The 12,915-nt window shown below is 61.2% G+C and carries 15 protein-coding genes; 6 read left to right on the top strand and 9 right to left on the bottom strand.

The window, feature by feature from the left end:
- Positions 1–168: 168 nt before the first annotated feature.
- The 6 genes from ACX80O_RS16375 to ACX80O_RS16350 form a co-directional block, all read right to left on the bottom strand.
- On the bottom strand, positions 169–324 hold the full coding sequence (locus tag ACX80O_RS16375) for a hypothetical protein (protein ID WP_459334125.1): 156 nt from the start codon (positions 322–324) through the stop codon (positions 169–171).
- A gap of 92 nt (positions 325–416) precedes the next feature.
- Positions 417–1,079: a peroxiredoxin family protein gene (locus ACX80O_RS16370; RefSeq protein WP_459334124.1), complete on the bottom strand. Its 663-nt coding sequence runs from the start codon at positions 1,077–1,079 to the stop codon at positions 417–419.
- Complete coding sequence (locus ACX80O_RS16365; RefSeq protein ID WP_459334123.1) at positions 1,079–2,107, bottom strand: cytochrome c biogenesis CcdA family protein; 1,029 nt, start codon at positions 2,105–2,107, stop codon at positions 1,079–1,081. The genes ACX80O_RS16370 and ACX80O_RS16365 overlap by 1 nt, the downstream gene beginning before the upstream one ends.
- Positions 2,108–2,294: 187 nt before the next feature.
- The gene (locus ACX80O_RS16360; RefSeq protein WP_459334122.1) at positions 2,295–2,513 is read right to left on the bottom strand and encodes a hypothetical protein; all 219 of its coding nucleotides are present in this window, start codon (positions 2,511–2,513) and stop codon (positions 2,295–2,297) included.
- Positions 2,510–2,752: a hypothetical protein gene (locus ACX80O_RS16355; RefSeq protein ID WP_459334121.1), complete on the bottom strand. Its 243-nt coding sequence runs from the start codon at positions 2,750–2,752 to the stop codon at positions 2,510–2,512. Before ACX80O_RS16355 ends, ACX80O_RS16360 begins: the two co-directional genes overlap by 4 nt.
- Entirely contained in the window at positions 2,752–3,105 is a 354-nt protein-coding gene (locus ACX80O_RS16350; RefSeq protein WP_459334120.1) for a hypothetical protein, read from the bottom strand. The genes ACX80O_RS16355 and ACX80O_RS16350 overlap by 1 nt, the downstream gene beginning before the upstream one ends.
- Positions 3,106–3,366: 261 nt before the next feature.
- On the opposite strand from ACX80O_RS16350, the gene ACX80O_RS16345 reads away from it, so the two are divergent.
- The 4 genes from ACX80O_RS16345 to ACX80O_RS16330 all read left to right on the top strand — a co-directional run bounded on the left by ACX80O_RS16345 (position 3,367) and on the right by ACX80O_RS16330 (position 7,870).
- Positions 3,367–3,996: a copper resistance CopC family protein gene (locus ACX80O_RS16345; RefSeq protein ID WP_459334119.1), complete on the top strand. Its 630-nt coding sequence runs from the start codon at positions 3,367–3,369 to the stop codon at positions 3,994–3,996.
- A gap of 50 nt (positions 3,997–4,046) precedes the next feature.
- On the top strand, positions 4,047–5,978 hold the full coding sequence (locus ACX80O_RS16340; RefSeq protein WP_459334118.1) for a bifunctional copper resistance protein CopD/cytochrome c oxidase assembly protein: 1,932 nt from the start codon (positions 4,047–4,049) through the stop codon (positions 5,976–5,978).
- 155 nt (positions 5,979–6,133) lie between these two features.
- Positions 6,134–7,051 carry a F510_1955 family glycosylhydrolase gene (locus tag ACX80O_RS16335; protein WP_459334117.1) on the top strand — a complete coding sequence of 306 codons (918 nt, stop codon included), beginning with the start codon at positions 6,134–6,136 and terminating at the stop codon, positions 7,049–7,051.
- Between the two features lie 69 nt (positions 7,052–7,120).
- On the top strand, positions 7,121–7,870 hold the full coding sequence (locus tag ACX80O_RS16330) for a cytochrome c biogenesis CcdA family protein (RefSeq protein WP_459334116.1): 750 nt from the start codon (positions 7,121–7,123) through the stop codon (positions 7,868–7,870).
- 15 nt (positions 7,871–7,885) lie between these two features.
- Here the strand turns inward: ACX80O_RS16330 and ACX80O_RS16325 are convergent, their stop codons facing one another.
- On the bottom strand, positions 7,886–8,275 hold the full coding sequence (locus ACX80O_RS16325; RefSeq protein ID WP_459334126.1) for a heavy metal-responsive transcriptional regulator: 390 nt from the start codon (positions 8,273–8,275) through the stop codon (positions 7,886–7,888).
- Between the two features lie 99 nt (positions 8,276–8,374).
- Here ACX80O_RS16325 and merA point away from each other — a divergent pair, with 99 nt between their 5' ends.
- Both merA and ACX80O_RS16315 read left to right on the top strand, forming a co-directional pair.
- Positions 8,375–9,763 (top strand): mercury(II) reductase, encoded by a 1,389-nt coding sequence (gene merA, locus ACX80O_RS16320; protein ID WP_459334115.1) that lies wholly within the window; start codon positions 8,375–8,377, stop codon positions 9,761–9,763.
- Between the two features lie 21 nt (positions 9,764–9,784).
- A complete protein-coding gene (locus tag ACX80O_RS16315; RefSeq protein ID WP_459334114.1) occupies positions 9,785–10,990 on the top strand; it encodes an MFS transporter in 1,206 nt (401 codons plus the stop codon).
- A 300-nt stretch (positions 10,991–11,290) separates the two neighbouring features.
- On the opposite strand, the gene lgt is transcribed toward ACX80O_RS16315, so the two are convergent.
- Positions 11,291–12,214: a prolipoprotein diacylglyceryl transferase gene (lgt, locus tag ACX80O_RS16310; protein ID WP_459334113.1), complete on the bottom strand. Its 924-nt coding sequence runs from the start codon at positions 12,212–12,214 to the stop codon at positions 11,291–11,293.
- 114 nt (positions 12,215–12,328) lie between these two features.
- Complete coding sequence (locus ACX80O_RS16305) at positions 12,329–12,748, bottom strand: rhodanese-like domain-containing protein (protein ID WP_459334112.1); 420 nt, start codon at positions 12,746–12,748, stop codon at positions 12,329–12,331.
- Positions 12,749–12,915 lie beyond the last annotated feature (167 nt).

Below are 12,915 nucleotides of genomic sequence, written 5' to 3'. Positions count from 1 at the left end.
GATGTCGCGCACGGCGGCCGCCCCCTGAAAGGACCACATCCGGTCCATGATGGTGGATTCAAGCTGGCCAAGACGATGCATGCCCGAACCCTTTCTTCTTGCAGTAAACCGAAACCGTACCGTAAGGATCCAATCCTACCGTGCATAGTAGATCCCGCATACCGCCCGTTAGGTCTGAGCGAGCCGCCGCCGGAGTTTCTTCTCTGACAATCGCCCGTAGCTTAACATCTGCCCATTGACCAGGATTCCGGGAGCGAACGCGACGCCATGGTGCACCGCGAGATCGCGGCCCTGGGCGCTGGTCAGTTCGACTTCTTCAATCACCAGGGGGTGCGTGGCTGATATGGCCTGCAGAGTGTTTTTTGCCTGCTCACACCACGAACAATCCTCCTGGGTTAGCAGTGTCACGGTGTGCATCAGGCGACCCGCCCTGCTGTGAGGTCGTTCACGAGTTGGGTCACGGGCACATACATGGTGTAGTCCGGTGCCCCGCCGTAGTCGGCGCGCCACTGGATCGTTCCGTCGGGCCCGACGAGGATGAAGGTGTGGCCGTTGCGTGAATCTCCCATCATTCCGAATTTGTTGGCCTCGTATTGGCGGGACACTCTCAGGTCGGTGTCGGCCAACGCCACCGATTCCAGCCCGTCGTCGGTCATTTTGCGTTCGATGAGATCCGCTGGCCCACTGGTGATGGTAACCAGAGCATCGATCCCGGCGTCCTGCAGCACCGAGGGGGTTTCCTCCAGATCCCTGATCTGGTCCCAGCAGGGCTGGCACCCCAAACCCTCATGAAAGTAGAGCAGCGTGGACTGACCGCTGTAGTCGCCTAAGTCCACGGTGCCTCCGTCGACGGACGGCAGGGTGAAAGCGGGGGCTTGGGATCCGGTCCCGGGGGATCCGACGTCGTAATTTACGCCGTTCGCTCGCGCTTGGGCAGCGTCGGGGTCGGGGTTGATGGAGCCCTGATAAACCAGGAACAGGCCAACCATGGCGGCTACCGCGGCGGCGGCCAGAACCAAGAATCGCCCTACCGGCGTGGTGCTCTTCTTGGGTGATGCGGACGGCTTTGTTGATCCCATTAGAGGGAATCCTTTCGGGGGACGGTACGGTCGATTTCGGGTTGCGGGTGGTCGCCGGCAGTGTCAGTGCGTGGACTCGGGTCGCCCTGGTTGCAGGGCGGAACTGTCACGGTGCTGGCTTCCATCGGCAGTCCAGGGGAATCTGGCGGTGCTGGGTGGGCTGCGGCGTCGATCCCATCAGCTGGCTTGCGTCGGACGGCGGTGGTAATCAGCCACAGCAACGCTCCGAAGATCAGCAAGGTAGGAATCCACCCTGGAATGAAGCCAAGAAGGTCCTGGACGTTCGAGACGAAATGGGTGAGTTCGGCGGAGAAACGCACTTCCCAACCATCGGTCGCCATTTCCGGTCCGCGCGCCGCAAGGGCAATCGTGAGTGCACCCATGGCAACCATGAGCGTCCCGGAAAGGAAGGTGGCGACCGGGACACGGTAGGAGGTTCCGGGAATCAGCGGCAGTGTCCGACCGGTGAGGAATTTTCTTTCCCCAATCCGGTGCCGGTCCCACACCAGGGCCATTACACACAGCGGTGCGACCATGCCGAACACGTAGGCGACGCCGACCGCGAGGGCTGCCGGGAACGACGAAGCCGCTCCAGATACTGCTGCAACTCCTGCCAGCACCGGCGCGCAGCATGCGCTGGCTGCACCAGAGAAAGCGCCAAGAGCGTAGACGGAACGTATTGAGCTTCCACCGGATCCGCCACGGACGAACATGGGGAGCATAATCTTCTTCCCCGCCAGGATGAGTCCGCCCATCAGCATCATCGCCAGCCCGCCAACGGTGAAGACCGGGGTGTGATAGTCGATCAGCAGTCGGCTCAGCGCCGCGGCGCCGAACGCTATTGGCAGGATGATGGTACCAACGCCGGCGGCGAAGACCAGGGTCATGGCCAGGATTTGTGTCTTTCGCCTGAAAGTCGTGGCGAAGAAGGCTGGCAGCATCACCGAGACGCAGCACGGCGCGAGGAGCGCGACCATGCCACCAAGAAATGCCGCCAATATGGTGGTGGATAGGAGTATTTCCTCCACGCGCCCGTCCTTTCGATGATGATGCTCATGAGGTGGTCCGGTGCTACTGCGGCATAGCGCTGTGACCGGGTGAAACGAGGTGACAACTGATCAGCGATCCCCTAGGAAAAGGGAGCCCGGGGTATCGCCCCCACCTGTCGCCAGCGTGCCTATCAGATAGGCGTTGCGGATCGCCACGGGGATTACCTCAGTGTCGGGAGGGCTCGTTCTGCTGCTTCAGGGCCGCAACTTGCTCCCGCAGTTGTGCCAACTCAGCTGTTTGCGCCGAAGATACAGCGGAAACTCCCGGGTTGGAGGCCCGTTGACCCATGGCGCAGTTGCCCCGTCGCATCGGGCGGAGGCAGAAGAAATAGGTTGCTGTCAGGGAGGCTATGAGGACCGCTACCGGCAATGCCCATTCAGTCATCGCAGGGTCGCCTTGGCTGGATCGGGACGGGAGGGATCGAGACGGGATGGGTCGGCGCTTGCGTCGCCCTGGCCGGCACGCAGCTGGTCGACTTCGGCGCGCAACTTGACCAGCTCCGCCTCATTCAGAGGTGTCTCCTGCGCGGGGGATGATTTGTTGCCGCGCATCATGAGCCACATCATTAATCCCATACCGACCGGGCAGGCGAGGAGGGCAAGTGCGTACAGGGTTTCACTCATCAGAGTTTTCCTTCACTTTCGGGGGTGGGGTTTGAGGACATCATTTTGGTCGGATCCATCTCGGTATCCGCGTCCATCATCTGTTCGTGCATGCGCACCATGCCCGGGTTGTCCGTGATCATCTGTTCGTGCAGGCGGGCCATGCCCGGGTTGTCGTTCGTCATTTGTTCGTGCATTTTCGCCATGCCAAGGACCGGGTCTTGATCGTCCATCCCGTGATGATTCTCGGCCGCGGCTTCACTCCTAGCTCCGTCAGGGACGGACGGGGGTGCGGCGGCCACGGACGGAGCAGCCACCGCCAGGGCCAGAAGCCCCGTAGCTGCCATGGTGGGTATCCAGATGTTCTTAGCCATCGTTGTTTGGTCCTTTCCTTGATCGGTCACTATCAGATACTAAAGAAGATAGTAGACACATACTAGACATAGTAGTAGTAGTGGATCAAGTCAGTGTCACTAGCTATTCGGCAGAACCCACTCCTTTCGCGACTCACAACCTAGGGGCGCGGACCGCGTCTCCTATCGATCTACTAGCCCTGCTAGTATTTACGGGGTTTAGCAGTACCAGGCGGCAGGCCGGTGGAGGGAACACTGCAAAAGGAAAGCGAGAGGCATCTGATGGGTAGGGCATCTTTGCGCGACATGAGTAGACGCCCCCGAAAAAGCCGGTTGCTCCGTGGGGTGCCGGCAGGCATTGTTGCGGGCTTGTTGTTGGTGATGTCTATTCCGGTCGGCCCGGCTTCGGCTCATACCTATCTCGTGTCCTCGGATCCAGCCGACGGTGTGACTGTGGGTGTGGTTCCGGGGCAGGTGACGCTTGTATTTACGGAGCAGGTTGAGCTGGATTTTGCCGATGTCACTGTCTCGGTAGCGGGCGGTCCGGCTTACGGCGCGTTGACCGAGACCGAAGGGAAATCGTTGGTAGCACCAATACCTCCCGGGGCGGCCGACAGTCAGCCTGGGAGTGGGCCTGCCATTTGGGAGATTGCGTATAGAGTCACCGCCGGTGACGGGCATCCGGTGAACGAGTCCTTCTCATTCACTGTCTCGCCGGGTTCCTCCGCCCCGGCTGCCGCGGAATCGGTCGCTGGGCCGGTGGACGGTGTTGGTTCCGGGGCGTGGGTTTCCGTAGCCCGTTCTCGGCAGGTTCCCGGATGGGCGATGCTGGGTCTTGGTTCGATAACTGTTGCGGTCGTTCTGGCGTCTGTGCTGGTCGTCCGCGGACAGTCCCGTGGGGCACGAGGGTGAACCTCGACGGCAGGGCGCGCCGGATCGGGTGGGCGGTAATCTTGGTGATTTTGGTACCTCTTACTGCCGTCGCGGTTCTTGCCGTGTCAGGCACTGCGGGCCCTCCCGGTCCGGGCCTTCCGGATCCCGGTGCGATCACTCGATGGGGGGCCCCGGTGGCCCGCGCCCTGCACGACGCCGCAGCAGCCCTGACTATTGGTTTTCTCGTGACAGCGGCAGTCGTCCTCCCCCACCAAACCCAAGACGAAAACCAGGGCCGGCCGGTCCTCGGCTCAGCTGCAGCCAGGGCTGTGTTATTCGCAGCGGTTGCGGCATCGGTTTGGGCGGTTGCCGGTGCCGCCGTAGTGACCTTCGCCTATTCGGACGTGGCGGGGTCCAGCCCTTCGGACATTAACGGTGCGGACATGGTCCAGTTCCTGACCGGTTTCGACCTCGGGCGGTCGCTAGGGTTGAGTGCCTTTCTGGCACTGATTGTTGCCACCGGCTGCTGGATGACCACACGGACTTTTACTGTTGGACTCCTCACACTGCTCAGCCTGGTTGCCCTGACACCGCTGACTGTTACCGCTCACGGGGCGTCAAACCACGAAGCGGCGGTCAACCTGCTCGGCCTTCACCTGATTGGGGTGACGATTTGGACGGGAGGGTTGGCCGCGATCGTGATCCTGCGGCGAACAATAGGAGCCGATTTCCCTGTGATGGCGCGAAGGTATTCAAGAATTGCTGGCGCAAGCTATGTGCTGGTGCTCGTGTCCGGCGTCGCCGGGGCGTTCCTGCGCCTGGCTTCCACTGCGGGTCTGGAAGGAACCTACGGGATCCTGCTCATCGCCAAGACGGTGGCCGTCGTCATGCTCGGCGCGGCGGGATGGTATCAACGGCGCCGTATCCTTACCGTGCTCGCATCCGGGCCGATGGCAGGAAAAACTTTCGCCCGGTTCGCGGGCTTCGAAATTCTCATTATGGCGTTCACGTTTGGGTTGTCCGTCGCTTTGGGCAGGACGTCTCCGTTTGCCGAGTCCGCCGTCGAGTCAGCCGCGGAATCCTTCCTCGGAGCTGCACTGCCACCGGCGCCCGTCGCCGTGGATTGGTTCACGCAATGGCAATTTGACGTCATCTGGGCACCCATCACAGTGCTGCTCTTGGGTTGGTACGTCAGCGCCCAGCGGAAGGCCGTGAAACTCGGGCAGCACTGGCCTGTCTTCAGAACCGTCACCTGGGCCTTGGGGTGTGCCCTTCTGCTGTGGGCAACGAGCGGAGCTCCGGCTGTCTACGCAAGATTGTTGCCCAGCATGTTCGTCATCAGCCAAGTCCTCATTGGGCTGATAGTGCCCGTCCTCTTCGCTCTCAGTCGGCCGTTCCTGCTCGCCCGGCACACCCTGGCCCCGCGAACCGATGGAAGCAGAGGAATCAGAGAGTGGCTTACCTGCACCGCAGAACTGACCGTTACACGCAAACTGGCGCACCCGGTTCCCGCGACCCTCCTCTATCTGGGCTTCCACGGGACGCTGTACTTCACCCCACTGCTCGGCCCGCTGGTCAGCAGCAACGCCGGGCGGCTGATCTCCACCGGCGCAGCACTGGCAATCGGGTATTTGCTCTCCCACACGCTGCTCACCCATCCGCCCTCACCCAACGCAGCAAAGGTCAAAATAGCAGCACTTTTCACCGTGTTGGGTTTTCATCTAGCAGCCGGAGTCTCGCTCGCAACACGAGATAACCTTATCGGCGGTGACTGGTACCTCCTCGTGGGCGAACTATGGAACATCCCGGTCACCACCGACCAGCCCATCGCTGGGCTGATCCTTTGGGGTGCAGCACTGCCACCCCTGCTGGCCCTCGCCATCGGACACCCACGTCCAACAGAAACTCACTCGACCGGACTCGGCTCTGCCGGACGTGACTGTGCAGAACTTGACTGTGCAGGACTTGGCTCTGCGGGGCAGGAGCTCCGGGAGCAGGCTCGCGGCCTGGCGGAACAATAAATTTGGCCTCCCGGATCGGTGACTACTATTCTTGTTAGTAACCTCGGGCTGATGCGACCTCCTGGAACAGCAGACTGCCCGACAACAGCCGGCCCCGGCTAACTCACAGCGGCGGAAACGCTCATTCCGCCACCGTTCGACAGAAAGTAACCCTAATGCTCCCGAAAACCCTTCCCGGTGTCAGCAAAAAAGTGCGCACCGCAGCCCTCGGACTCACAACCGTGTTTCTCCTGGCAGCCTGTGGGCAACAGGCATCCAGCCAGGCAGAAGAAACCCCTCACAACGAGGAAACACCGCACAGTGATGAATCACCACACGCTACGGAAAACCCGTTCGGCCACGTGCACGGGCTTACTTTCAACGAAGACACTGAACAGCTTCTGCTCGCCACCCACAACGGGTTGTTCGACGTTGCCGCCGACCCCATCGAAAAACTCGGTTCAACCCTCGATTTGATGGGATTCGCCGGCGCGGGCCCGGACCTCTACTATGCGTCAGGCCACCCCGGACCTGGATCCGATCTTCCCAACCCCATGGGCCTGATCGAATCAACCGACGGCGGAGAAACCTGGCAGGAGCTCTCCCGTCAAGGCGAATCGGACTTTCACACACTGACCGTGTCAGAGGCCGGCGTCATCGGATTCGACGGAACCCTGCGGCTGACCACAGATGGGAAAGAATGGTCCGAGACCGAGACGCAAATCCAACCGGCGAATCTTTCGGCGTCCCTCGACGGCCCGATAGTCCTGGCTACCACCGAGGACGGCGTCCAACGCTCCACCGATGGCGGCATGACGTGGACACTGCCGCCTGAGTCGCCGGTACTGCTGCAGACAACCTTCGCTGATACGGACACCGTTGTAGGCGCCACTCCCGACGGTGCTATTCACATCAGCCAGGACGCGGGACAAACCTGGAAAGAAACCGGCGGATCAACAGCCCAACCGTCCGCCATCGCCGCGGCCGTCAATGAACAAGACAAGCTGCGGATCTGGGTGTCAACAGAAAATGGCATTGAGTTCTCCGATGATGACGGAGCGTCCTTCACCACGACCGTGCAGGCCGGACAATAACGTTCCCGTGCACACCAATTCGCTACCACAAAGAAAGCAGCGACAAGCCGAGGGCGGTCGGGATCTCCTGTGACGATCGGCGAGTTTTTCGCACAATCCGTGCAATCCGGGGCGCTCCTGCTGGCCATTCCGCTGGCCCTGATTGCCGGCATTGTGTCTTTCATATCGCCGTGCATCCTGCCACTGGTGCCGGGCTACGTGGGGTATGTTTCCGGACTCACCGACCCGAACTCCCCAGGGAACCGCCGCAAAGTCCTCACCGGCGTCGGGTTATTCATCTTCGGCTTTGCCCTGGTCTTCACTTTTTACGGGGCGGCTTTCGGGTTCATCGGAGGGTGGATGCTGCGTTGGCAGGATCTGCTCATCCGCATCCTGGGCCTCCTCGTCATCCTCATGGGACTTGTTCTGGTGGGGCGTCTTTCCTTCTTTCAACAGAACAAGAAACTTAGCTGGAAGCCGAAGACCGGGATAGCCGGTGCCCCATTACTGGGGGTGGTGTTCGGCCTGGGCTGGACCCCCTGCATGGGGCCAACCCTGAGCGCTGTCCTGGCCCTGAGCACAACCACCGGAAGCCCGTGGCGCGGTGCGCTCCTAGGATTCGTGTACTGCCTCGGCCTTGGCATCCCCTTCATCCTCGTAGCACTCGGGATCGGCTGGGTGACACGGACCCTGGCGTTTGTCCGACGACACATCCGCATCTTCAACATCGCAGGCGGCTCACTGCTCATCCTGGTCGGTCTGCTCATGGTCTCAGGAGTCTGGACCCTATGGATCTACCAACTCCAAAACCTCGCCGGAACCTACCTCACCCCGGTCTGATCGATAAGTGCCGGTTTAGATGTATTGGCAGACCTGGTCGGGCGCGCAGGCGGCGGGGTCGACTGTGAGGCTGGCCGAATGCAGGCTTTCTACCGTTTCCCGGAGAACCAGCAGATCCGCTACCTGGTCATCAAGTTCCTTCAGTCGTCCGGACAGTAGGGACTGGACATGGGCGCAGGGCGCGTTGCCTCGGTCCCGGATGTGGAGAATCTCGCCGATCTGGGCCAGTGTCAGTCCGGCGCGTTGTCCCCGTTTGATGAAGTCAATTCGCTGGACAGTATGTCTCGGGTAGTCCCGGTAGCCGCTTGAGGTTCGCGGCGGTATCGGCAGTAGGCCTTCCGACTCGTAAAACCGCAGGGTTTTGGTGGTGGCCCCAGTGGCACTTGCCAGTTCACCGATCCGCACAGTCATTCCTCCACTGTCTCCCGCAACTTGACCTTCCACCCTACTGGAACGTTGATGATGGGTTCTAATGTGTCCGGTTGCAGGAGGAGATAGATGATCATGGTTGAGCACGATTTCGATCTAGCTGTAGTGGGTTCCGGTGGTGCGGCCATGGCTGCGGCGATCACAGCGCGGCAGTCCGGGAAGACGGTAGTGCTCGTTGAGCGCGGGGTGTTGGGAGGAACATGCGTGAACGTGGGGTGCGTTCCCTCAAAGACCCTGCTGGCCGCAGCCGGAATGCGTCATACGGCGATGAACAACCCCTTCCCCGGAGCGCCGACCTCCGCTGACCCTATCAACCTGAAATCTTTGATAGCGCAAAAGGATGAACTGATTGAGCACCTACGTGGTGCGAAGTACGCCGATGTGGCCGCTGCCTACGGATTCGAAATCCGTGCCGGTGAAGCTTCCTTCATCGACGAAGCGACTCTGGCAGTTGATGGCGTGCCCTTGTCCGCGCGATCGTTTATTGTCGCGACTGGAGCCCGACCCGTCCTACCGGACATGACCGGACTCGATGAAGTGGAATACCTCACCTCCACCAGTGCTATGGAACTAACCAGCCTTCCCCAATCACTGATCGTCATTGGCGGTGGCTACGTGGGCCTGGAACAGGGCCAACTGTTCGCGCAGTTGGGGTCAACGGTGACCATCATCGGGCGAATCGCCCCGGCCGCCGAACCTGAAATGGCGACTATCCTCCGTGCCGCGTTGACTGATGCGGGGATAAGTATTGTCGAGGAACATGCGGTGTCCGTCTCTGCCGCAAACAAAGGCATCACCGTCAGCACCTGCTCCGGCCGCGTGCTCCCGGCAGAGAAACTGTTGATCGCCACAGGCCGGGCCGCGCGAACGGACGGACTGAATCTCGACGCCGCGGGTGTCGCCACCGACGAACGGGGGTTTATAACAGTCGATGACCAGCAGCGGACCAGCAACCCGCGCGTCTTCGCCGCGGGCGATGTGACCGGAGGACCGCAGTACGTCTACGTTGCCGCCGCTGCCGGGAAACTTGCAGCACACAACGCGCTCCAGGACGTCCCGGAGAATGTGCCGGCCCGGGTGGATTACACGGGACTGCCCGCGGTCATCTTCACCCAACCTCAGTTGGCCACAGCTGGCCTCACCGAAGCCGAAGCCATCGCCAGCGGATACCAATGTGAATGCCGTGTACTGGGCTTCGAAGATCTACCCCGGGCGCTGGTCAACCATGACACCAAAGGGGCAATTAAGATGGTTGCCGACGCCGACACCGGCCGGATCCTGGGACTCAGCGCGGCGGGTGACCATGTAGGAGAGATAATGTTGGCCGCCACTTACGCGATCCGGGCCGGGATGACGACCCGGCACATCGCCGACACCTGGGCACCGTACCTGACCATGTCCGAAAGCCTCCGCCTCGTCGCCGGCCTATTCCACAACGAAATGCCCACCTCATGCTGCGCATAAAAAAGCACGGAAAACGCCCCGATGAGTAACCGGACCTCCTTCGCTGCTCTGATGCGGCAAAACCAATACCGACAGCTATGGACCGCCCGGACCATTTCCCAATGGGGGGATGCATTCAACACGGTCGCCCTGGTCCTGCTGGTTTACTCCCTCACCGGGTCCGGACTCGGAGTCTCAGGGGTGGTCATCGCCGAAATCATCCCCGTTCTGCTCCTGGCTCCCCTCGCGGGGGCACTAGTAGACCGGCTGCCACGCGTGAAAGTCATGATCGCCGCCGACCTGGTCAGGGCTGGGCTCGCCTTTGCCCTGCCCTTCGTGGACGGCAACGTCTTCAACGTCTACCTCATCGCCGTCGGCCTATCCGCCGCAGCCGTGTTCTTCAACCCGGCAGCCCAGTCGGTCCTGCCCTCCATCGTCAAGGAACGGGACTTGGTCGCCGCGAACAGCGGACTCTGGACCGCCGCAGTCATCTCGCAGGTTGTGCTTGCCCCACTGGCCGGGGTGGTGGTCGCGATCTTCGGCTACGACTGGGCGTTCTGGATCAACGCCGCAAGCTACCTCGCCTCCGCCGCAGCCCTACTGAGATTAAAGGATCCGGCCCAAACCGAACGCACTCACCGGACCTCCTGGTACCGGGATGCCCTCGAAGGGCTCTCCGAACTCGCCGGACACCGGCTGCTGCGCGCCCTGGCAGCCACCCAGTTCCTGGCCGCCCTCTCAGCCGGAGCAACCGGGGCACTACTTGTCGTCCTGGCACAGGACCACCTCCGCCTCGACGAGGCCAGCTTCGGGCTGCTCATCGGAGCCATCGGCGTCGGCGCCGCACTCGGACCCCTCATCCTCACCAGAATCACCGACAACCCGCTGAGGCCAGGGTTCGTGCTGGGGCCGTTCGTCCTGCGCGGCCTGGTCGATGTTGTCCTCGCTACGATTACCGGCTTATTCTCGGCCATGGCCGCCCTCGTCGTTTACGGGCTGGGGACCTCCACCGGAGCCGTCACCTTCAACTCACTTCTGCAGGCAGAAATACCGGAAAAACTGCGTGGGCGTATCTTCGCGACCTTCGACATGCTATGGCAATCCGGGCGCCTCATTTCACTACTGCTCGGCGGCATCGCCGCTGACCACTTCGGCATCAGAGCCGTCTTCTACCTCGGCGGCATCCTCCTCCTGGCCGCCGCCTGGACCGGCTGGCATGGACTCAAAAACGCACCCGCGGCCAGTTAACAGAGTGTTTCACTTCCTTGAGAGTGGGACGCGCCACTCGGTCTTGCGCATCGATCATCAACGCTGAAGACCTCAAGTGCCACAACTGATCCCAGAACCTCGGCTCGCTCGCTGAGTATGACTCGAACTTTTGGTATGGCTGAAGCGGCATTTCGGACGCCCCCAATAAGAATGACTGTGCCAGGGTTGACCTGCTCCCCGTTCGTCGGCATTCTGGCCAGTAGATTTCCTAGCTGAGCCTGATCGAAGGCTGAACATGATGGACGCAAAGAGAGGTTGTTGTGGGACGAGTTTGTTGGTTTACAGAGTGTTCGTATTTGTAGTGCCTTTATCCGGGGTTGTTCCTTGTTCTTCCTGCCGGACGTCGAGCTCTTTCGACGTGGTGGCTGGGGGCCTGCGGCGAAGGGCCAGGAATGCTAAGGCACCGGTGATGAAGAGGATCCCGGATACCCAGGTGTTGACGCGCAGGCCGAGAATGGTGTTCGCGTAGTCGGAGCGCATGAGTTCGAAGAAAAACCTGCCAGCAGTGTAGAAGGCCACGTAAAGCGAGAAGACCGCTCCTGCCCCGGGTTTGAACCGTCGATCTATCAGGAGAAGCACTCCTGCCGCGGCCAAGGACCACAGGGACTCATACAGGAACGTTGGTTCGAAGTAGCCGAGAACAACCGGGTTCCCTGCGCTGTCAAGGGTTGCCCGTCCTGCCGAAGGATCCATCTCATGAATCTGCACGGCCCATGGCAGGGTTGATGGGGCACCGTAGAGTTCGTTGTTGAACCAGTTTCCCCATCTGCCGATCCCTTGGGCGATCAGCAGGCCTGGGGCTACCGCATCAGCGAACGCGCTGAACCGCACCCCGTTCCGGCGGCAACCGATATAGGCGCCCAGGGCGCCCAGAGCGATGGCCCCCCAAATTCCGAGGCCGCCGTCCCAGATCCTCAACGCAGCCCAGGGGTCCCTTCCCGGCGCGAAGTACAACTGGTAGTCGGTGATGACGTGGTAGATCCTGCCCCCGATGATTCCGAAGGGGACCGCCCACAGCACCACATCCAAAACCTGTCCAGGCTCCCCGCCCCGGCTGGTGAGACGCCGGTCGGTCAACCAACAGGCAGCGATGATGCCCGCGAGGATGCATAGCGCATAGAAGTGGAGGGTAACCGGTCCCAATTGGATGGCGCTGATGGTCGGGGAGGGAAGATAAGAGGAGGGTTCCGCGAGAGAATTCATGACCTATTTCGGTAGATGGGGGTGAGGTGCTCACAGCGGTACGCCGGTCGGCGGGAGAAGCTGACGAACCACCGGTCGGGGTGTCCGGGTGACGGGATTTTGTCATTCTAGGACTCAGGGTTGTTCTAGTGGAATGCCTGCTTCTTCGGCTTGGCCGAACATGGCATCGATGTGGACGACGTCCTTACCGGCGCGTTGCAGCAGGCTGGCACCGACCCCGGAACGGTAGCCGGACCCGCAGTGGATCCAGAGCTTTCCTGGGGGGACTTCATCCATGCGGGTGATTAGTTCGTGCACGGGGATGTTCACAGCCCCCGGAATGTGGGAAACGGTGTACTCATCGGCGCCCCGGACATCCAAAATGGTGTCATTGTCGGGTCGATGAGTGAGCATTTCATCCCATCCGACGCGCGGGTAGGAGACAACGGCGGTGTCGGTGGCGAGCTCATGCGGATCTGTTCCCAGGACAGCGTCGGGGGAATCAATACCAATGCGAGACAGGTCGCGGATCGCGTTTTCGACATCGTCGCGCACTCCGACGAGGGTGAGCTTCTTATCCCAAGGCAGGACCCAGCCCAGGAAGGTGGTGATGAACCGCCCCGGGTTTAATGGAGGGTGTTGATTCCTTGAAAGGATGAGCCTTTATGGCAGCACCGAGGAAGTATCCGGATGAGCTTCGTGAGCGCGCGGTCCGGTTGGTG

Source organism: Arthrobacter glycogeni (assembly GCF_054511155.1).
This window is presented reverse-complemented; position numbering and strand designations above follow the sequence as displayed.

Bases quoted from the DNA above. Each gene is read 5' to 3' on its own strand.
- ACX80O_RS16335 (WP_459334117.1), top strand. From the start codon at position 6,134: ATGCTCCCGAAAACCCTTCCCGGTGTCAGCAAAAAAGTGCGCACCGCA.
- ACX80O_RS16315 (WP_459334114.1), top strand. From the start codon at position 9,785: ATGAGTAACCGGACCTCCTTCGCTGCTCTGATGCGGCAAAACCAATAC.
- ACX80O_RS16350 (WP_459334120.1), bottom strand. From the start codon at position 3,105: ATGGCTAAGAACATCTGGATACCCACCATGGCAGCTACGGGGCTTCTG.
- merA (WP_459334115.1), top strand. From the start codon at position 8,375: ATGGTTGAGCACGATTTCGATCTAGCTGTAGTGGGTTCCGGTGGTGCG.
- ACX80O_RS16355 (WP_459334121.1), bottom strand. From the start codon at position 2,752: ATGAGTGAAACCCTGTACGCACTTGCCCTCCTCGCCTGCCCGGTCGGT.
- ACX80O_RS16345 (WP_459334119.1), top strand. From the start codon at position 3,367: ATGGGTAGGGCATCTTTGCGCGACATGAGTAGACGCCCCCGAAAAAGC.
- lgt (WP_459334113.1), bottom strand. From the start codon at position 12,214: ATGAATTCTCTCGCGGAACCCTCCTCTTATCTTCCCTCCCCGACCATC.
- ACX80O_RS16360 (WP_459334122.1), bottom strand. From the start codon at position 2,513: ATGACTGAATGGGCATTGCCGGTAGCGGTCCTCATAGCCTCCCTGACA.
- ACX80O_RS16370 (WP_459334124.1), bottom strand. From the start codon at position 1,079: ATGGGATCAACAAAGCCGTCCGCATCACCCAAGAAGAGCACCACGCCG.